The organism is Microcoleus sp. PH2017_28_MFU_U_A, from assembly GCF_020738035.1.
In the GTDB taxonomy this organism is placed as follows: domain Bacteria; phylum Cyanobacteriota; class Cyanobacteriia; order Cyanobacteriales; family Microcoleaceae; genus Microcoleus.
This window is the reverse complement of sequence record NZ_JAEQCX010000085.1, coordinates 16,050-35,600: the sequence shown is the minus strand read 5'-3', so window position 1 is coordinate 35,600 and position 19,551 is coordinate 16,050. Positions and strand designations below refer to the sequence as shown.

The following is a 19,551-nucleotide window of genomic DNA, read 5'->3' as shown; positions in this document are numbered from 1 at the left end:
GTGCATTCGTGTGCAAATCTGTGTCGTGTCTTCCTTCTTCCTGTCGCTATAAAATACAGATACTTTCCGGCGGCACGGCGACTCGAACGCTGTCGCCAATTTTGTGCCGCTGCAAGTCATCTCTGTGCAAGTTCTGTCGGCGAAGGGCGATCGAGCTTTTAGCAGTCAGGCGCACCGTATAGCGCGTGTCAGTGCCAATATAAATCGCCTCTTCAACTACTCCCGGCCAGCTATGCTCAGCATCATAATTAGCCGGATAAATAGTGGCTTTTTCCGGCCGCAACACCAGGGTAACAACTTTCCCAGCGGGCAAATCTTCTGATGTTGCAACTAACACGGGCAACTGCTGATCAACCAACACGATTATTTTACCCTGTTGCTTTTCTACTACTCGCCCGGTCAAAAAATTGCTGTCCCCAATAAAATCAGCCACAAACCGCGTTTTAGGATATTCATAAATCTCAACAGGCGTCCCGACTTGTTGCAGTTTTCCTCCCTCCATCACAGCAATTCTGTCCGACATGGTGAGCGCTTCTTCCTGATCGTGAGTTACATAAATAAACGTAATTCCCAATTGTCGCTGCATTTTTTTTAATTCTAATTGCATCTCTTTACGCAACTTCAAATCCAGGGCCCCTAAGGGTTCATCCAACAGCAAAACAGAAGGCTCTTTAACCAACGCCCTCGCCAACGCTACTCGCTGCTGCTGCCCTCCTGAGAGTTGGCGGGGATAGCGTTTTTCTACATCGGTTAACTGTACTAATGCTAAAGCTGCCACCACGCGATCGTGAATTGTTTGGGGAGGCAAATTCTCCATTTCTAAGCCAAATGCAGCATTTTGTGCTACTGTCATGTGCGGAAATAAAGCATAATTTTGAAATACCGTATTCACGGGGCGGTGAAATGGCGGGCGATGCCGCATCGGTTGGCCGTGAATGTAAATTTCGCCCGCTGTGGGCATTTCAAAACCCGCAATCATTCGCAAAGTTGTAGTTTTGCCGCAGCCGGAAGGGCCGAGCAAAGAAAAGAATTCGCGATCTTTAATTTGCAGGTTGATATTGTCTACAGCCAAGAAATCTTGACTGCTGGCACTTTTAAATACTTTGGAAATGTCTAAAATTTCGACGGCGTGCATTCTTATCTATCGTAGTAGTTATTGTAGGGTGCGTCAGGGCTGAATATTGTGACGAGATACTCAATAATTTTCCCCCTGACGCACCCTACAGTTAGTTAGTTACTCGCTTTCTACTCGTTACCATGCTCTTCCTTGGAACCAGTTAAGTTTGACCTTAAGTTGACACCAATGCTTACTTTCCTGCTCCTGCTTTAACTTCCGTCGAAGCTCGATCGTACAATGCGGTTGCTTTCCCGACATCCTGCAAGAATTTCATCTTACCAAAAATTTCAGCCGGTGGATAAATTTGGGGATTTTTCAAATCTTTCGGGTCAATTAAACCTTTGTCTATTGCTGCTTTATTCGGCGAGCCATAGTGGGTAAAATTAGAAATTGTCGCACCTACTTCTGGCTGCAAAATAAAGTTAATAAATTTCTCAGCTAACTCTTTGTGCGGTGCACCTTTGGGAATTGCCATGTTGTCAGAAAAGACAATTGTTCCTTCTTTGGGAATAGCGTAGCGGAGATTTGGATTCTCTTTCATCACCTGAAAAATATCGCCGCTCCATTCCATTGTCAGGTTGACTTCTCCTTGATCGAGCAGAGTTTGACCCGTGTCGGGGACAAAAGCAGCAATGATATTTTTATTTTTAATCAGCAAGTCGCGGGCTTTGTTAATTTCTTCGGGATTAGTTGTATTTGGGTCAAATCCTAAATACATTAAAACCACTGCAAAAGTGTATCGGGCATCATCTTGCCATGCTATTTTTCCCGTATATTTAGGATCGAACATCGCCCCCCAACTGTTAATCTCGTCCTTGGTTGCTTTGATGTTGTAGCCAATTCCCATTGTTCCCCACTGATAGGGCAATGAATATTTATTGCCAGGGTCAAATGTTTGGTTTAGCCATTTTGAATCGAGATTATTTTTGTTAACAATTTTTGCAGGATCTAGCGGTTCAAGTATATTCTCGGCTGCCATGATTCTGACCATGTAATCGGCGGGAAATATGACATCATAACCGGGATTTCCCTGTTTGAGTTTGGCGTAGAGTGCGTCGCTGTTCTCGAAAGTGTCGTATTGAATTTTTACATTGTTCTCTTTCTCGAATTGGGCGATCGCTTCGGGAGCGATATAAGTTGCATAATTGTAAATGCTGAGGACTTGCTGGTTGCTGCCTGTGCGGCTGCATCCGAAAACCACCGTTGCACTCATCACAAACAAAAGTAAGAAAGTCAGCAGGCGTTTCATGAGTTTTGTTAGTTGTAGGCAAAATTAATTATGACACACAAAGCAAGTTTTTCAACTTTTTTTAACTCTTAGCGAGGATACAACCAGCAATAAAGAAGCTAGCAACATCAAAGTTGAGATGGCATTAATTGCTGGCGTCACTGCAAATTTTATCATGCCGTAAACCAATAGCGGCAGCGTCATCGAACCGACACCGGTGGTAAAGAATGTCACGACAAAATCGTCCAGCGACAAAGTAAAAGCCAGCAGTGCTGCGCTGAAAATAGCTGGCAAAATTAGAGGGAGAGTAATCCGCCAAAAAGTCCGCCATTCGTTAGCACCCAAGTCAAAGGCTGCTTGTTCTAATTGAGGATCGAGTTCCGCCAAACGCGCCCTGACGGTAATCGTTACGAATGAAATATTAAAGACAACGTGACCGATAATTACTGTGGGTAAGCCGAGATTGAGGCGGATTCCGGTGAGATTTTCTACGATCCGAAATGCTAGGGTAAAGAAAACTAGCAGCGAAATGCCGATCGTAATTTCGGGCATAATAATCGGCAAAAATAGTAAAGCTTCTACTGCTTTGCGTCCCGGAAAATGAAAGCGTTCAAGCGCTAGCGCGAGCATGGTACCGAAAATAGTCGCTAAAGCTGTCGAAATAGCTGCAATTAGCAAGCTATTGCTAAGTGCTGGCAAAATTCCGGCACTGCTGCTGGTAGCAAGAGTCGCGCCTGCATTGCTAAACAAGCTGCCGTACCAATCGAGGGTAAAACCGCGCCAAACTGCGTTAAATTTGGAGCTGTTAAACGAGTAAATAATTAAGATGAGAATTGGCAAGTAGAGAAAGGCAAATGCTAGTGCAGCTTGTACCCAAAGCCACTTTTTGGCGATCGCCCGAACAAATAAATCTAGTTTTATTTTAGTCATTAGTCAATAGTCATTAGTGCGAGCGTCCTCGCGAACAGCAGTCATTGGTCAATAGTCATTGGTCAATAGTCATTGGTCATTAGCTCATCTTAACCTAAATGTAAGGCGCGCAGTACACACCACTTATTCCGTTTCGTCGGAGACGCGGAAGTAAATTAAAACAGGAACTAATATTATTACCGTCAACAGCATAGAAAGCGCCGAACCAAAAGGCCAATCGCGGGATTTCATAAACTGATTTTGAATCAAATTTCCCACCATAATTGTTTTCGACCCGCCCAATATATCGGGTGTAATGAAAGCGCCGACTGCGGGAACAAACACGAGGATAGAACCCGCAACAATGCCGCGAGTTGTCAGCGGTAAAAATACGCGCCAAAAAGTGCGAATATCATTTGCTCCTAAATCTTGAGCTGCTTCAACTAATGAAAAATTGAAGCGTTCTATGCTAGAATATAAAGGCAGAACCATGAAAGGTAAATAGCCGTAAATCAGACCGATCGCCACAGCGAAAGGCGTAAACAGCAAGTTTAACGGTTCGGTAATTATTTGCAGGTTTTGCAGGGCTATGTTCACTACTCCTTCGCTCCGCAGCAGAATGATCCAGGCGTAGGTTCTCACTAGAAAGTTAGTCCAAAATGGAATAATTATCAGCAAAAGCAAGGCATTTCGCCAGCGGGGAGGACGGGTGGCGATGAAAAATGCTAGGGGATAGCCGACTAACAAACAAGCCGCGGTTGTCAAAAAAGCCAAAAAGAGCGATCGACCAATTACCCCTAAAAAAACCCAGCTAAACAAACGCTGGTAGTTGCTGAGAGTAAATACCCAAGTAATCCCGCCGTAGGTACCGCGCTCTAAGAAACTGTACAATAGTACAATTAGCACCGGCAGAACGAAGAAAACGCTCAGCCATGCGCTGGCGGGAAATAATAGCAGCAACAGGTTATACAGTTTTCTATGTTCGCTGTTCGATTTTGGATTGGGAAAGAGCGATTTCATCAGGGTGTTTGGCTACCCGTGCGTATAGGACTAATAATTCCCCCCACGGATAAATTCGGGGGAAGAGAGGATTTTCGATTTTCGATTTGGGATTGATTCCACGGATAAATCACGTGGCGGGTACCACCTGTGAAATTCTTCGTCAAGCCGCAGCATTTATCTAGGGGTAGAATTCGGGCTTTTGCTTTCGGGCGAGGGTAATTGGCGGTTTACGTCAACATTCAAGTTTTCGCGGCGGAATTGGAAGCGGAAAACGACTTTGCGATCGCCCGCTGCATTTTGAGTCGGATTCGCATCTAATTCTCCCCGTCCAGAAACTAATACTTTTTGCTGCAATTCGGCTTTTTTAGGAAAATTAACCTCATTGGAAAACATATAATTAGAAACAGCTAAAGCCCTACGCAAACTCAGTTCCAGATTTTTGGAATCGGAACCTGCGGAACTGGTATGTCCTTCGATGACAACGCGAGAAATTTGTTTTTCAAACTGTTTGTTTGCAAAAAGCACTTGGGTATAGATGGGAATGAAGGCTTGCAAAAACTTTTTACCTTCGGGTTTGAGGACGGAACTGTTATTATCAAACAAAATGCGATCGCGAATGCTGACATCTCCGGTTCCGGGGTCAACAGTAAAAATATCTTTGTCTCCAACTTTTCCCTCTAAAGCATTGACAATAATCTGCGGCAGTCCTTCAAAAGCCTTTTGATATTGCTGCAATTCCTGCCGCAGTTTTTCCACCTGAAGGATTTTCTCATCGAGCATTTTCGCCTTTTCGCTAAGTTGAATTTGCACGGTGATGAACAGGAGGGCGAATAACATCAGCAAGCCGGACATTAAATCGCCGATCGACAGCAGTACGCTGGAGTCTTCCTCTTCTTCTATTTCTGGTGCATTGTCTAAATCTGATATATTTCTCATTTTTTTGGTGAGGTATTAATTTTGATTTTTTACTGTCATATTTGACATATAATTATTGGTGTGGAACTTTTGATATATTCTGCTATTTTACATTACACTCTAGAATAAAACAACAAGAAAATATTATGCTCTACAGTCAGTTTAGTATTGACAAGGTGAAGCGAGATTTTCACCTGACGATTGTTGAGGGAAGCAGATTTTTCCCGGACTCTGTTGAGCCGATCGCCCCTAGTTCTAAGTTATTGGCGATTTTAGAGGATGTACCTTGGGCGATCGCTGTAGACACCGAAAAAGCTCGCTCTGAAGTCATTATAAATCCTGTATTGCTCGAAGTGCGACGAATTCTCAACCGTCAAATTAGTGTGTTTTCTGGCGAAGAATTCAATGTCGATCCGAGTGTTGGACTTAACGGAGTTTGTGATTTCCTAATTAGCCGTTCTCCCGAACAACTGACGGTGGAAGCGCCAGCAATTGTTGTGGTTGAGGCGAAAAAATCTGACCTGAAATCTGGGCTGGGACAGTGCATTGCAGAAATGCTGGCTGTAGAACAATTTAATCGGGCAAAAGAGCAACTGCTTGGGGCTGTCTACGGTTGCGTTACCAGCGGCACGCAATGGCGGTTTTTGAAGCTGGAGGGACAGATAATAACGATCGACCTAACCGACTATCCGCTGCCCCCTGTCGAGCATATTCTCAGCTTGTTAGTTTGGATGGTGAAAGATGCTTGATTGCAGAATATCAAGCGATTGCAACTATGGAGGTCGGGTTTATTATAGGGGTTATCAAAAAAGTGAGGTATGACTGACAGCTTATATAGCCACTAAGTTAAGAGGGCTGAAGCCCAACAACGTACCTTTAAGCGTATATTTAGATAAGAGGGCTGAAGCCCAACAACGTACCTTTTAGATAAGAGGGCTGAAGCCCAACAACGTACCTTTTAGATAAGAGGGCTGAAGCCCAACAACTTACCTTATCTTTTTGAACACCTTTATATCTGCGTGTTTCTCGGTTATCGTAAAACCCACCCTAGGGTTTCTTTGTTCCCAAATTATCAGCAGCAGCCACCAAATAATGAGCAACCTGCATCAAACCGTCGGAACTTTCTTGCAACCCACTGCACACTTTCGCCATCGAAGTATCTGCTTCTTCAAAAAACTTGTGCTGCGATGAAGTAGTTCTTTCCAAATAGCCAACTAATTGATTGTTGCCCAACTCCAGCGCGCGATCGAACTGATTTGTCATGTTTTGATAGGCACTTTCTACCCGCCGCACTTGTTCTTGTTCTGCTTGCAAAGCTGCATTTAATTGATTCACCAAATTTGTATAGGTAGTTTGCAATCTTTCTCCTTCTACATTGAACTGATTTGCCATTTTTTCATAAACGCTTTCTACCCGCAGCACTTCTTGTCCGGTTATCTTTGCTAATTCCTGCAACTGTGCCAAACGCTGGCTGGAATTCAAGCCTACAGAATTAGCAAACTGACTGACTTCTGCGGCTGTTGTCAAAATTTGGCTCATACTTTGGTCAACTTGCTGCGACATCAATTTGCGTTTTTCTGATTCTTCTTGAAAAACTTTCTGCAAGCCGAGTACAACCTGTGCTAAACCTTTTTGCTGTTTGCCTAATGTTCCTTCTAATAAATTGTTTTGTTGGGTAAAAAATTGCTGGAGAGAGGCTTGATACGTTACTCTGAAGTTGTCTAATTCTTCCTGGACTGTGACGCGGGTGTTTTGCAGCATTGAGTCAACATTCTGCAAGCTACCTACCAGATTTTCTCGGGCTTTATCCATCAATCCAGAAGCTTCGTCACCTACTACTTTTAGAGTGTCAGACTGAGTTTGAAAAGCGGAGTGGGTGGCATTTAAAATATTTGTCATCCGGGTTTCTACGCCTTGCAGCATTTCTCTTTCTTGTTCGGCTTGAGTGTGGAGAGATTCTTGCAAGTTATCTTGGATTCCTCTAAAGGTGTTGGCGGCTTCTTGGGCGCTTTCTTGAAAGGCTGTTCTTTGCGCTTTCATCCCTTCAATGCTTTCTCCAACTCCCGATCGTATTTCGGTGGCCATTTCTTGCAAAACGCTGTGGGTGTCGGTTTGAAACTGTCCTAAAATTTGCTGCAAGTTGTTGGCAAATTCTTGCAACTGTACTAATGTATCTTGCTGGAAAGTTTGAATTGTTAGGATAGATTGTGCTAAACTAGAAGAGATTCCGCCTAATTCGTTCTTCAGTTCTCTGACAGCTTCGGATGCTTCTTGAGTTAACTGAGCACTTTGATCTAATCGCCCAACTACGGGTTCAATTACTTCGGTGCGGAGGCCGGAAAGTAGGTTGTTTAATATCTGTTCCCCTTGGTCTGATTTAATCTGTTGGAGTACGGATAATTCTTGACGAATGTCGTGGAAAACTGGGGTCATTGCTAAACCGATTTGCTGTCCGATCGCCTGGGAGTTCACATTGCTTTGCGCCTCGACGATTTGAGCAAATCCGGTTCTCATTGTCTCGATCGCCAATTCGATCGCACTTTCAGCATCGCCGTCGCTGGAATTGGCGCGGGAAAACAGTTGTTCGGGGGTTTGTAATTTCGCGATTTTATCTAATTTGGCGCGCAAATTGGATTGATTAGCAACGCGCGCGCGATCGCCCCAAGCCAACACGATCGTAAATACGCTAGAAGAACCCAAACCCATTAGAGAAGTGGAAAACGCTGTTTTCATCCCCTCCAGCAACGTGCTAATCGAGGGTAGCAATTGTTTGGTATCTTCCAGCGAACCCAAGTTAACATCCTGCAATCCGGTTTGAATGCCGTAAAATGTACCTAAAACCCCGAGGGCTACTAAGACGCTGGGCACAAACCGCCACTGACTCCGAGGTGCCGATCGCCCTAAAATGGCCGGATACTGAAATAAGAGAAACCGCCCGGATTTTACCTGCGCCCTGTAAGCCTCGCCGTCTGCGATTGTGTCGCCCGCCAAGTGCTCGCTAAACCAGTCGAGGAGAAGTTTCCAAGAGTCTGTTGCTGTTTCCGGTTGCTGTAGATCGATCGCCCCTGACATACCCTTTTCTAACTTCGAGCTCAAATAGTTGACAGCCTCAAAAGTCGATCGGCTTTTCGCGCCCACATAACGCTGGTACTGCTTCACAGAAGTGTACTCGCCCCAAACAGCCGCGCACAGCAAAATTAGCGCCGCCCAGTGAAAAATGCTATTCTGCCAAATCACCCCAAAAACAGCAGTCAAATAATTAATCAATTGCATATTGACAACCCGTTCTGTTTGTGTATTTTACTCTAATCTTAATTCGCCGAAAAAACCAACCTTAACGTTTTAATATAACAGCTATCGCCTTCAACAGTTGACAGTTGACAGTTGATAGTTGACAGTTTGAGAGCGACCTCTATTTAGAAGGAAGAGGATTGGAGTAATCAATAGTCTGATTTTAATTTCTCCCGATCGGCGAGAGCCTTTCAACCAATTCTTTCTGGTAAAAAAACCTCGTCTAACCTTCTGATAATCGAGTTCATATGGCGCTTATAAAATGAGCTTAGTCAAGCGCGACCAATTCCCGATTACCAGACAGACCTCATCTAAATTAGTGAAGCTATATAGCGGTTCTCAAAAAAGTGAGGTATCCCCAATGCCCAATGCCCTGTTTGGCCAATGCCCTGTTTGGCCAATTCCCTGTTTGGCCAATTCCCATGAGTACCTCATCTTTCTGAGAAAGGTTATATCTCGCTTTATTTTATCAATTATGTCATCATAAATAAAGAATCAAGAGGTACGCAATGTCAGCAGAATCGCCAACCCGAAAAATAGTCGTAGTCGGCGCCGGATGGGCCGGTTTAGGCGCCACCTATCACCTAGCCCAACAAGGATATGACGTAACTTTATTAGAAGCAGGGCCTCAGTCGGGAGGCTTAGTTGCGGGATGGAAAACCGCCGGCGGGCGTTCCGTAGAAGCAGGCATTCACGGCTTCTGGTATCCTTACAAAAATATCTTTTCATTAGTCAAGGAATTAGGGCTCGATCCCTTCACGCCTTGGACTCGTTCTTGTCAGTATTCCCCCGCCGGATTGGAAGTTGAATCTCCCATTTTTCAGGACGAACCCAGACTTCCCACACCGTTAGGAACATTCTTGTACACGCGATTTAAAAGACTGCCATTAGTCGATCGCCTTTCAGCCTTACCCTTACTCTATGCCGTACTAGATTTCGACAATTCCGACGAAGCTTGGCAGCGGTACGATCGCGTGACAGCCCGCGAATTGTTCAAACAGTTTGGCGTATCTGCAAGGCTGTACCGGGATGCTTTTGAGCCGATGTTATTAGTAGGTTTATTTGCACCCGGAGAACAGTGTTCGGCCGCCGCAGCTTTGGGAATGCTTTATTATTTCATTTTAGCACACCAAGCAGATTTTGATGTAGTTTGGTGTCGCGGCACTGTCGGAGAAAAAATCTTTCGTCCGTGGGTAGAACGCCTAGAAAAAATCGGCGCCCAAGTATTGACAAAACGGCGAGTTACTGATGTCATAGTTGACAGCAACAATCAAGCCAAGGGAGTTGTCTGCGGCGACGAAACATTCGATGCAGATGCAGTTATTTTTGCAGTTGGCGTTACCGGAATGCAAAAAATTATCAGCAGCAGCCCCGCTTTGCAAACCCGCCAAGAGTTTCGGGACGTGATGAACTTGGGCGCTGTTGACGTGTTAGCTGTTCGCCTGTGGTTTGACAGAAAAATTGAGATTCCGCTGCCTTCAAATGCCTGTTTTGGATTTAGTTCGACTACGGGATGGACGTTTTTTGATTTGAATGCTTTGCACGACGAGTTCCGATCCGAACCGGGAACAGTTGTGGAAGCTGATTTTTATCACGCCAATCAATTAATTCCCCTGAAAGATGAGGAAATAGTTGCTCTTGTTCAGCGGGATTTGGCGACTTGTATTCCGGCTTTTCGGGAGGCTAAAGTAATCGACAGCAGCGCGATTCGTTTATCGCGGGCGGTGACGCATTTTGCACCGGGAAGTTATCAGTATTTGTTGCCTGCGGTCACAAGTTATGATAATGTATTTATGAGCGGCGATTGGGTTGTGACCCGTCACGGTTCTTGGTCGCAGGAAAAGGCTTATGTTACTGGTTTGGAGGCGGCAAATTTCGTAGTTTCGCGTTTCGGAATCGGCAACAAAGCGACAATTATTCCGGTGGAGGCTGACGAACCGCACATTCAAATCGGCAGACAGATTAATCAGTTTGCTCGCAGTTTGACTAAAGCTGTTATTCCCGATTTTTGGCTGCCATAGTTAGAAGGAAGAGGGAAGAGGAAATGTATTGCTTTAACTAAGTAGGACTTATGCACGGGTGGCGAGAAACCGGGTTTTTCATCAAAATAGTTGATTGAAACTGTCAATGTGGGTGAAAAAGTAACTAATCGTAGGGTGCGTCAGGGCAAAAAATATTAATTTATACTCAAGACATTCAACCCTGAAGCACCCTACAATCACTGTCAACTGTCAACTGTCAACTGTCAACTGTCAACTGACTATCACCAATAAGGCCGACCCTTCCAAAAAACTCCCACGGTAATTCCTATTAGTGCAGCTTCCGATAAACTTGCTAAAAAAGCAGGTATGGGCAGGAATGACTTTAATACCAAACCCAAGATTACGCACAAAACTAAAACCCACAAATTAGTCCGGTTGAGCAAAAATTGCTGCTGCCAATACTCCAAAAAGTACACTGCTAAAGCTCCCATTCCCACGGCTGTAACAAAAGGTATCAATATTCCGAGGGAGGAGCCGTAGAGAAGTGTCAGAATGTTGCGGATTACCCGCGATTGCGTGAAACCCCAGGCTAAAAATAGTTCCAGTCCAATCACGATGGAGTTGACGAGGGCGGCAATTTGCAGCATTTCTCGCCAGGGGAAAAGTTTTAAGCGGCGCAGAAAATTGCTCATAATCGGCAAATTTGGTAGGTTGCTTTGATTTTATAACAGTTTTGCGCTGGCGATCGACATTTGATGCCAGTTTGTAAAGTAAAATGAACATAGAGGGCAGTCTCTTGACAAATTCACCCAGAGCATCTGCCTGCTAGTTGTTGGAACCGTGAAAGGAAAAAAGTTATGGTGGAGAACACTGTCGATTGTGCTGTAGCTTGCGTCAACGGCTGCGTTTTGGGCGACAAGTGTCCGAAGCGGGAATACGCAGAAGCAACTTCAAGCTTTATTGAAAATACTTCTCTCGACAAAATGCTAGAAATGGCAGAGGAAGCGGTGAGAAGGAAACGGACGGAACCTCCCAAATGGGTAATCCCTGATTTTCCTGAATAGAATTACCCATTTGGGAAACAGCATCGCCCTTTCAAATGGGCGATGCTTTTTGTTTTTGGGAGTATCTCATTAAATGCCGGATTTATACGTTGATTTTTTACAGTCTTAGACGGATTTTTTCGCTCACAAACCTGCTTTTTTTATGGCTTCTGGGGCGCCCCAAGGGCAATGATTAGCGGTCTACTATTTTGGAACCGGAGGTCGCCATTTCTCGCACTTTTTGTCGAATTGGAAGCTCGATCGCAAATTCGGTTCCTTGGCCTGGTGTCGAACAACAGCGCAAACTGCCACCGTGCTTTTCTGTGACAATGTGCCAGCTAATTGACAGGCCGATTCCCGTACCTTTTCCCACAGGCTTTGTTGTAAAAAATGGGTCAAAAATACGATCGCACAAATCCTCACTGATTCCCGGCCCGCTGTCAGCAATTTTAATAATTGCCGTGTTCGGGTTGTGGACTTTCGTACAAATCCGAATCTGGTAGGGATTTATTTTAATTTCTTCCATAGTTTTTTCAGTGCATGATTCTTCTATCGCATCGATGGCATTAGCTAAAATATTCATAAATACCTGATTGATCTCCCCGCCGCAGCACTCTACATTTTTCAAATCGGTATCGTACTCCTTAATCACCTGAATCGCGGGACGGTTCGCCTTAAATTTCAGCCGATTTTGCAAAATCATCAGCGTGCTGTCAATACCTTGATGAATATCAATCAGCTCCATTTCTCGCCCTTCTTGTCGCGAAAAATACCGTAGAGACAGAATTATATCCCGAATGCGATCGCCACCTAGCCGCATCGAGTCTAGCATTTTCAGCAAATCATCCTTGATGAATTCAATCTCTACCGCTTCTGCTGTTGATGTTATTTCCGCTGCGGGTTCGGGATAGTGCTGCTGGTAAAGATTGAGTACCTTGAGCAAATCTTCAGTATAATCGCGAACGTAATTGAGATTGCCGCAGATAAAATTTACCGGATTGTTAATTTCGTGAGCAATTCCCGCCACCATTTGCCCCAAAGCCGACATTTTTTCGCTCTGAATTAACAACGACTGGGCGTGCTGGAGCTTGTGCAGGGACTGCTGTAAATTCTCCTGTGTTTGCTGTCTCTGGTTCACCTCTTCCTGTAGCCGCTCGTTGGTTTGACAAAGTTCCACAGTGCGCGACTCTACCCGTTTTTCCAACTCGGCAGCCAGTTGTTCCAGGTTAATTTGAGCTTGTTTGCGATCGACAATTTCACGCTGCATCTGGGCATTTTGCTCCTGAAGTTTTTGAGTCAGCTTGCGGATGCTCAAATGCGCTTTAGCCCGAGCTAAGACTTCTTGATTTTGAATCGGCTTAGTAACGTAATCAACAGCTCCCAAATTAAATCCTTTTACCTTATCTTCCGTCTCATCCAGCGCTGTCATGAAAATCACCGGAATCTCCTTTGTCAAATCGCCAGCCTTCAAAAGCCGGCAAGTTTCAAACCCATCAATTCCCGGCATTAATACGTCCAGCAATATCAAATCTGGCAGCGAGTATTCAGCTTTTTTGATAGCGCTCTCTCCCGTCCTTGCCACCAACACTTTAAACCCCGATTCCGTCAAAAAATCAAACAGCACTGCCAAATTATTTTGGTTATCATCGACGATCAAGATAACGCTCTCTTCCAAAGGTAAGATGCTCATGTTTTCAATGCTTCCTATATTGTTCTACGAATTCTAAAATCTTTGCTTCTTCAAAATTTTTAGCTAATTGATTCATATGGCTGGCAAAAGAGACATATTTTGCATTAATTTTGGCCAATTTTTCTGCTTGTTTTTGAATTCCTCCTAAGTCACCCATCATTGCTAATTCAAAAAGTACAGCTATTTCCTCTGCCGGAGGAGGGATAATTTTTTCATCTGGAATTTTAGATTGGTTGTCGGAATCTTCAGATTCATAATTTTCGTCTTCCAAATTCTCATAAATCCATTCTAACTCTAAATGAACTTGCAAGCAATTTAAAAGTTCCTCAGCCCGGATCGGCTTGGGGAGAAAAGCATTGCATCCTGCTGCTAAACTTCCCTGCTTTTCCACTGCCATAATACTAGCAGAAGTGCCGATCGTGACCACATTTTTAAAGAGCGGCAACTTGCGAATTTGCCGCATCGCTTCAAATCCGTCCATCACCGGCATTACCAAATCAATCAAGATACAATCCGGTTGAAATTCCAGGGCTTTATTCAAACAATCTTGACCGTCTGTAGCCTCAATTATTTCAAAACCCAACGGTTCGAGCAGGTGAATTAAAACCGAGCGATTTTCCCACTGATCGTCAACCACCAGAAGTTTTTTGTTAGTACCATTGAAACCTTTGATAAATTTTTGGGAATACTTTTTATTTATTTCTGGGCTGTCAACTGCTAGCAAATCTAACTCAAACCAGAAAATGCTACCTCTGCCTAAAGTGCTTTCTACTTGTAATTCGCTGCCCATAATCTCGACTAATTCCCGGCTGATTGCTAATCCCAATCCGGTTCCTTCGGTATGGCGGCGGGTATTGCCCACCTGTTCAAAAGGTGTAAATATCTTTGGCAATTCATCAGCAGCGATCCCAATTCCTGTATCTTCAACCTGAAACCGAATCCTCACCTTCGTAGTGAGGACTTCAGTCCTATTTTCATCGCTTACACAATCCACTACTGAAACCTTAAATGTTACCCCACCCCTTTCAGTAAACTTAACAGCATTACCAATTAAATTAATCAATATTTGGCGCAACTTCTTTTCATCTGCCGAGATTGCACTGGGGAGATACGAAAGATATTCGCAATTAAAAGCTATGTTTTTTTGACTTGCCCGAATGCTACAAATAGCATTAATGCCTTGAATGAAATCGGGAAAATCAAAGTCTGTGGCCACGAGTTCCATTCTCCTTGCCTCGATTTTAGAAAGGTCTAAAATATCCTCTATCAAAGCGAGCAAGTGTTCGCCACAGCGGTGAATAACGCCAATTCCATTCTGTTGTTGCGAGGTCAAATGTTTGTCGCGCTTAAAGATTTGGGTGTAACCTAAAATGCCGTTGAGGGGTGTTCGCAATTCGTGGCTCATGTTAGCTAAAAATTCGCTTTTGGCGTGGCTGGCATCTCGGGCGGCGGCTTCGGCTTTTTGGCGTTCTTTAATTTCTTGGGAAAGTAGCGAGTTTTTTTGGTGTAATTCTTGGGTGCGTTCTTTTACTTTTGCTTCTAGGGTAAAGTTGTATTCTGCGAGTTGTTTGTTGGCAGTTTCTAAGTTTGTGTAAAGACGGGCATTTTCGAGGGCGATCGCAGCTTGGGACGAAAGCAGCTTCAATACTTCCAAGCGATCGCCTGTAAAAGCGCCGGTTGTCAAATTGTTTTCCAAATACAGGATCGCGGTTAATTTGCCTTGATAGACGATCGCCGCGCATAACACCGATTTTGGCTGGCGATCGACGATGTAGGGGTCATTGTGGAAAATAGCGTCGCTGCTGGCGTCATTCAACACGACATCTTGCTGAGTGCGATCGACAAAATTGATTAGCGATCGCGGATACGCACAATCCAAGCCCGCGCCCGAGAGCACCCGCACATCGCCGCCAACCTCTCCCGCAGCTTCAATGACAAATTCACCATTTTTGGGTGCAATCAAAAACCCAGTTTGGGCCCCCGCATTTTCCAACAAAATCCGCATCAATTTGTCCAGCAAAGCATCGAGGACAATTTCGCCGGAGATAGCCAGAGATGCTTTCATGACGGTAGCGAAATCCAAAGCTTTGTGAGTACCGGTAACGGTTGCAGAAGTTACAGTCACAGTCGGGCGATCGCTAATTGTGAGACTATCACTTTCCGGCATCCGTACAATCAACTGCGGATAGCGTTCCTCCAAATCAGTAACCTTAGCATTCGCACCCCAACGGATGTAACCGTAGTAAGCATCAGTCATGTAAACCTTAGCCACCTTCTGGCGCCCCGCAAACAGGTAAAACTCAGCAGCTAATTCATTCGCCAAAGCCTCTTCCTGAATGTATCCCTGTTCGCGGGAATGTTGGATTGCGCGATCGTAAAATGCGATCGCCCGGTCTTTTTCTCCCAACACCCGCGCTTTCTCAGCCTCAACCAACTCATATTTGTGCTGGTAATTCATTGGTGCGTGGTGTGTCCATTTCTGCATTTTTTCTTGATTCGCTGCTACCTGCATCAAGTATTTTGCTTGTTCTGCGCTGTTTGCAGTTGGATACACAGCAAGCAGTGCTAACGAATAATAAAAATTGTGCGTACCGATCATCATGAAGCCAATTGCTGCTGAGGCATATTCGGCTGCCAAAGATGCGTCAGCAACTGCTTTGTCGGGCTGTTTAAATAAGTAATTTAACAGCAATTTAGCGAGATAAACATTAAAAAGAGACATATAATTGTTAGCCTGTTGCAGCCGAGGCAAAATTTCTGCTTCATTAAACTTTTCACCTATTAATTGAGATTTGTTTGCGGATATTCCTCGCAAGTTTAAAATGATTTGCCCCCAGATACCCAGCAATTCCATCGAAAGTTCTTGCTTGAGATTTTGTACTAAAGTGAAGTATTGCACTTGTTTGTGTTCGACATTTTCTAGTTGTTCTCCAATCAAAAAAGGGCAAGAACAACTGTTTAAAGCAGCATAACTACTAAATTCTAAGTCTCCAGTTTCCAGACCGCTTTGAACGCTCTCGATCAAGGGGGCAATCGTCTCTTTAGCGTGTTCTTTCCAGTGGCGCACAAAAGTGTTAAACAGGTGGTAAACTTTGCATTTAAATTGTTTAGCATTGAATTGCTCTAACAGCTTCAAAGCTAGCTGTCCAGAATGATATCCAGCGTCGATCTCTCCTAAGGCACCAGCCAGCAGCAAGCCATACCAAATATAGGCGATCGCCCCAAGTGCTGAATGACCCCGTTTAATCGAAAAATCGACCATTGTAAAGATAACCTGCGGCAATAGTTCTGGTTTTGCCACAAAAACAGGAGAAACAACAGCCGAAAGTATCCGCATTGCCGCCAACTGATAGCTATCAGTCATTACCGGAACATTTTCTAGTTCATCAAGCTGAGGTAACTTAATTGCAGTCAAACCCTGTGGGGGAATTTCCGACAAGGTAAATCCCAAGATTTCCAAAGCTTTTAAACCAGTATCGATGGCTTCAACCATCTGGTTTTGAGACAAATAAGACTGGATTTGCAGTTCGTAAACCTTAACTTTGTCGAGCAGGTTTGTCGCTTGTTGTAACACGATGTCTGCTAATTCTTGCGATCGCCCAAAGTTAGTATTCAGATATTCCGCCTCCGCTGCTTCAACGTGAAGATTCAGCGTCAAATCATAATCAGTCTGCCAACTCGATCCTATACTTACGGGGGACTGAGGGGAATTAATCAGCGCCAAACCGACATTCAAATATCTGATAGTGGCTTCGTAAGCATTGGATGCCTTAGCTTTTTTTCCGGCAATCAGATTCAGTTTTGCCAGTTCATTTTTTGCGGCTTTGTCTGCAATAAATTCAACACCAAAATTCAATTGATTGACAATATCAAAGACATTTTCTTCAATCTCAGAGGGGGGAGTATTGTTGAGCAGCAGTTGACCGATTTTGACGTGCGTTGCTTGTTTTTCGCCATCGGGAATCAAAGAATAAGCTGCTTGCTGCACTTTGTCGTGCAAAAACTTGTAGTCAACCTTCACATCTTGCAGCCCAGCCAGCCCCGTTTCTAAACCTTCAAAAACCAGCGGAATTTTGTAATCGTTGCTCAGTGGCAAAACTAGACCAGCCTGAAGAGCATCCCAGAGGTTTAATGCTGTTTCTTTCTGAGATTTTTCGCTGACAATTGAGAGAACTTCTAACTTAAACTGGTTGCCAATACAGGCAGCTAATTTTAATGCTGACTGCGCCGAGACAGGCAACTTCCGAATATTTCGATCGATTAACTCTACGACATTGCAGTCAGTAATCCCAATAGCTTGGATGTGTCCGAGATCCCACTGCCACGTACTGGATGGAAAATCGTAAACTAACAGATTTTCTTGATAAAGAGTTCTGAGTAACTGAGTTAGAAAGAAGGGATTGCCTTGGGTTTTGTTGAAAAGTAGCTCTGCTAAAAGTTTTATATTTTCGGATATATTGCTTTTTAAAGTTTCTGAGATTAATTGTTCTACATGACTAAATTCTAAGGGAGCGAGAACAATATTGCTGACTATTTCGGGAGTTATTACCGCAGTCTTTTGAATATTTTCGATTGTGGCAATCAGCGGATGAGTGGCGCTGACTTCGTTGTCTCGATAAGCTCCAATTATTAGCAAATATTTGCTATCTGAGTCTGTCACCAGCAGTTCAATTAATTTCAGAGATGCCGAATCTGCCCACTGCAAATCGTCGAGAAAAACTACTAGCGGGTGTTCTTTTGCAGTAAACACGCTAATGAATTGTTTAAACACCCGATTAAATCGGTTTTGCGATTCTGTCGGCCCTAATTGCGGAACTTCCGGCTGTTTGCCGATAATTAGTTCGACTTCGGGAATCACGTCTGTGACAACTTTACCGCTGGTTCCCAAAGCGGCTAGCAGTTTTTGTTTCCAAGTCTGAATAGATGCGTCGCTTTCGGTTAGTAACTGCCGAATTAATGACTGGAATGCTTGAATCACGGAAGCGTAGGGAATGTTGCGCTTGAATTGGTCAAATTTGCCACCAATAAAATAGCCGCGCTGTCGAACTATGGGTTTTTGAACTTCATTGACTAAGCAGGATTTGCCGATGCCGGAGTAACCGGAAACCAGGATTAATTCGACTCCCCCTGTTTTGCTTGTTAAGGAGGATGAAGAACTTTCAATAAGCCCTCCCTTAACAAGGGGGGGTTGGGGGGGTTCTCCGGTGCTTTGGGAAAGCTCCGAAAGCCCCCCCTTAGCAAGGGGGGGTTGGGGGGGTTCTACACCGCTAACTCGGTTAAAGGCGGCTAGTAAAGCGGCGACTTCGGCTTCTCTACCGTATAGTTTTTGGGGGATGAGGAGTTGACCGGCCCGATCGGCATTTCCGGCAGTAAAATCAGATATATTGCCGCCAGCTTGGAGTTGTGCGAGACAAGTTTCGAGATCAAACCTCAGCCCGTCGGCACTTTGATACCTATCTTCCGCCGTCTTCTCCAACAACTTCATCACGATGGCAGAGATTGCTTCGGGAATTTCCGGCTTCAAACTGTGGGGCGCGGGTGCGATTTTAGCGATGTGACAGTGAACTAATTCTAAAGGGTCGATCGCATTAAACGGCAATTCACCAGTCAGCATCTCGTAAAAAGTGACACCTAACGAGTAAAAATCGCTGCGATAGTCGATCGCCCGATTCATTCTACCAGTTTGTTCCGGCGAAATATAAGCTAACGTACCTTCGAGCAAATTGGGATAGCTGGGACTTGCGTTTTCTCTAACCAAGCGCGAGGAGATGCTGAAGTCAGTAATTTTGACCTGATAGGTTTCGGGATGGATAATGATATTGTGCGGTTTAATATCTTTGTGAATAATCTGGTTTTTATGAATTTCACCCAAACTTTGAGCTAGCTGCACGGCTATTTCGAGAAAATGTTTTAATTTAATTTTTTGAGTAGTTAGAAGTTTTGACAAAGCCAAGCCACCAAAGTCTTCTAATGTGAGTGCTACACTATTTTGATACGTTTCTAGGCGGTATGAATTAACAATAGTTTCTATATTTCTTAGATTTTTTCGGATTGTATATTCGTGTCTCAAGCGAGTAATCTCTTCGAGAGTTGGATACTCGCTTTTCAGGGTTTTGACTATGACGGGTAGGTTTTCTTGTTCCCAGATTCCCCGATAGATCGCAGTATTGATACCAGAATAAATTTGTTCCGTGATTTGATAGCCTGTTAGTAAAATCATAGTTTAATCAATTTGAATTTAAAGGGTTGACTGCAAATTTACCCGAGTTGTGCTGTGGGCGGAAGTCGATCGCCCGTGTTAGAGGGGTGATGGCACAGGTTGGGTGAAACAGATTCCGAGGCATAATCAACATTAGTGCAAAGATCGCAGCTTT

The 19,551-nt window shown here is 44.2% G+C and carries 12 protein-coding genes; 3 read left to right on the top strand and 9 right to left on the bottom strand.

Translation table 11 applies throughout. The features are described 5' to 3' along the window. Positions 1–46: 46 nt before the first annotated feature. The 5 genes from JGK14_RS21130 to JGK14_RS21110 all read right to left on the bottom strand — a co-directional run bounded on the left by JGK14_RS21130 (position 47) and on the right by JGK14_RS21110 (position 5,192). Positions 47–1,135: an ABC transporter ATP-binding protein gene (locus tag JGK14_RS21130; protein ID WP_293178285.1), complete on the bottom strand. Its 1,089-nt coding sequence runs from the start codon at positions 1,133–1,135 to the stop codon at positions 47–49. 172 nt (positions 1,136–1,307) lie between these two features. Then, the gene (locus JGK14_RS21125; RefSeq protein WP_293178288.1) at positions 1,308–2,366 is read right to left on the bottom strand and encodes an ABC transporter substrate-binding protein; all 1,059 of its coding nucleotides are present in this window, start codon (positions 2,364–2,366) and stop codon (positions 1,308–1,310) included. A 51-nt stretch (positions 2,367–2,417) separates the two neighbouring features. After that, complete coding sequence (locus tag JGK14_RS21120) at positions 2,418–3,275, bottom strand: ABC transporter permease (protein ID WP_293197888.1); 858 nt, start codon at positions 3,273–3,275, stop codon at positions 2,418–2,420. Between the two features lie 123 nt (positions 3,276–3,398). Next, positions 3,399–4,274, bottom strand: coding sequence for an ABC transporter permease (locus JGK14_RS21115; protein WP_293197885.1), 876 nt, complete (start codon positions 4,272–4,274; stop codon positions 3,399–3,401). Between the two features lie 156 nt (positions 4,275–4,430). Then, on the bottom strand, positions 4,431–5,192 hold the full coding sequence (locus JGK14_RS21110) for an OmpA family protein (RefSeq protein ID WP_293178297.1): 762 nt from the start codon (positions 5,190–5,192) through the stop codon (positions 4,431–4,433). Positions 5,193–5,317: 125 nt separating this feature from the next. On the opposite strand from JGK14_RS21110, the gene JGK14_RS21105 reads away from it, so the two are divergent. Beyond that, a complete protein-coding gene (locus tag JGK14_RS21105) occupies positions 5,318–5,920 on the top strand; it encodes a hypothetical protein (RefSeq protein WP_293178300.1) in 603 nt (200 codons plus the stop codon). A 298-nt stretch (positions 5,921–6,218) separates the two neighbouring features. On the opposite strand, the gene JGK14_RS21100 is transcribed toward JGK14_RS21105, so the two are convergent. Next, entirely contained in the window at positions 6,219–8,444 is a 2,226-nt protein-coding gene (locus tag JGK14_RS21100) for a hypothetical protein (RefSeq protein ID WP_325315448.1), read from the bottom strand. 527 nt (positions 8,445–8,971) lie between these two features. Here JGK14_RS21100 and JGK14_RS21095 point away from each other — a divergent pair. Then, positions 8,972–10,483 (top strand): hydroxysqualene dehydroxylase, encoded by a 1,512-nt coding sequence (locus tag JGK14_RS21095; RefSeq protein ID WP_293225869.1) that lies wholly within the window; start codon positions 8,972–8,974, stop codon positions 10,481–10,483. Between the two features lie 242 nt (positions 10,484–10,725). On the opposite strand, the gene JGK14_RS21090 is transcribed toward JGK14_RS21095, so the two are convergent. Then, on the bottom strand, positions 10,726–11,136 hold the full coding sequence (locus JGK14_RS21090; RefSeq protein ID WP_293178309.1) for a peptide chain release factor 1: 411 nt from the start codon (positions 11,134–11,136) through the stop codon (positions 10,726–10,728). A 165-nt stretch (positions 11,137–11,301) separates the two neighbouring features. On the opposite strand from JGK14_RS21090, the gene JGK14_RS21085 reads away from it, so the two are divergent. Then, positions 11,302–11,508, top strand: coding sequence for a hypothetical protein (locus JGK14_RS21085; RefSeq protein ID WP_293143836.1), 207 nt, complete (start codon positions 11,302–11,304; stop codon positions 11,506–11,508). Between the two features lie 172 nt (positions 11,509–11,680). Here the strand turns inward: JGK14_RS21085 and JGK14_RS21080 are convergent, their stop codons facing one another. Both JGK14_RS21080 and JGK14_RS21075 read right to left on the bottom strand, forming a co-directional pair. Beyond that, entirely contained in the window at positions 11,681–13,177 is a 1,497-nt protein-coding gene (locus tag JGK14_RS21080) for a hybrid sensor histidine kinase/response regulator (protein WP_325315447.1), read from the bottom strand. A gap of 4 nt (positions 13,178–13,181) precedes the next feature. Next, positions 13,182–19,397 (bottom strand): hybrid sensor histidine kinase/response regulator, encoded by a 6,216-nt coding sequence (locus JGK14_RS21075; protein WP_325315446.1) that lies wholly within the window; start codon positions 19,395–19,397, stop codon positions 13,182–13,184. Between the last annotated feature and the right edge of the window lie 154 nt (positions 19,398–19,551).

Bases quoted from the DNA above. Each gene is read 5' to 3' on its own strand.
- JGK14_RS21130 (WP_293178285.1), bottom strand. From the start codon at position 1,135: ATGCACGCCGTCGAAATTTTAGACATTTCCAAAGTATTTAAAAGTGCC.
- JGK14_RS21125 (WP_293178288.1), bottom strand. From the start codon at position 2,366: ATGAAACGCCTGCTGACTTTCTTACTTTTGTTTGTGATGAGTGCAACG.
- JGK14_RS21120 (WP_293197888.1), bottom strand. From the start codon at position 3,275: ATGACTAAAATAAAACTAGATTTATTTGTTCGGGCGATCGCCAAAAAG.
- JGK14_RS21115 (WP_293197885.1), bottom strand. From the start codon at position 4,274: ATGAAATCGCTCTTTCCCAATCCAAAATCGAACAGCGAACATAGAAAA.
- JGK14_RS21110 (WP_293178297.1), bottom strand. From the start codon at position 5,192: ATGAGAAATATATCAGATTTAGACAATGCACCAGAAATAGAAGAAGAG.
- JGK14_RS21105 (WP_293178300.1), top strand. From the start codon at position 5,318: ATGCTCTACAGTCAGTTTAGTATTGACAAGGTGAAGCGAGATTTTCAC.
- JGK14_RS21100 (WP_325315448.1), bottom strand. From the start codon at position 8,444: ATGCAATTGATTAATTATTTGACTGCTGTTTTTGGGGTGATTTGGCAG.
- JGK14_RS21095 (WP_293225869.1), top strand. From the start codon at position 8,972: ATGTCAGCAGAATCGCCAACCCGAAAAATAGTCGTAGTCGGCGCCGGA.
- JGK14_RS21090 (WP_293178309.1), bottom strand. From the start codon at position 11,136: ATGAGCAATTTTCTGCGCCGCTTAAAACTTTTCCCCTGGCGAGAAATG.
- JGK14_RS21085 (WP_293143836.1), top strand. From the start codon at position 11,302: ATGGTGGAGAACACTGTCGATTGTGCTGTAGCTTGCGTCAACGGCTGC.
- JGK14_RS21080 (WP_325315447.1), bottom strand. From the start codon at position 13,177: ATGAGCATCTTACCTTTGGAAGAGAGCGTTATCTTGATCGTCGATGAT.
- JGK14_RS21075 (WP_325315446.1), bottom strand. From the start codon at position 19,397: ATGATTTTACTAACAGGCTATCAAATCACGGAACAAATTTATTCTGGT.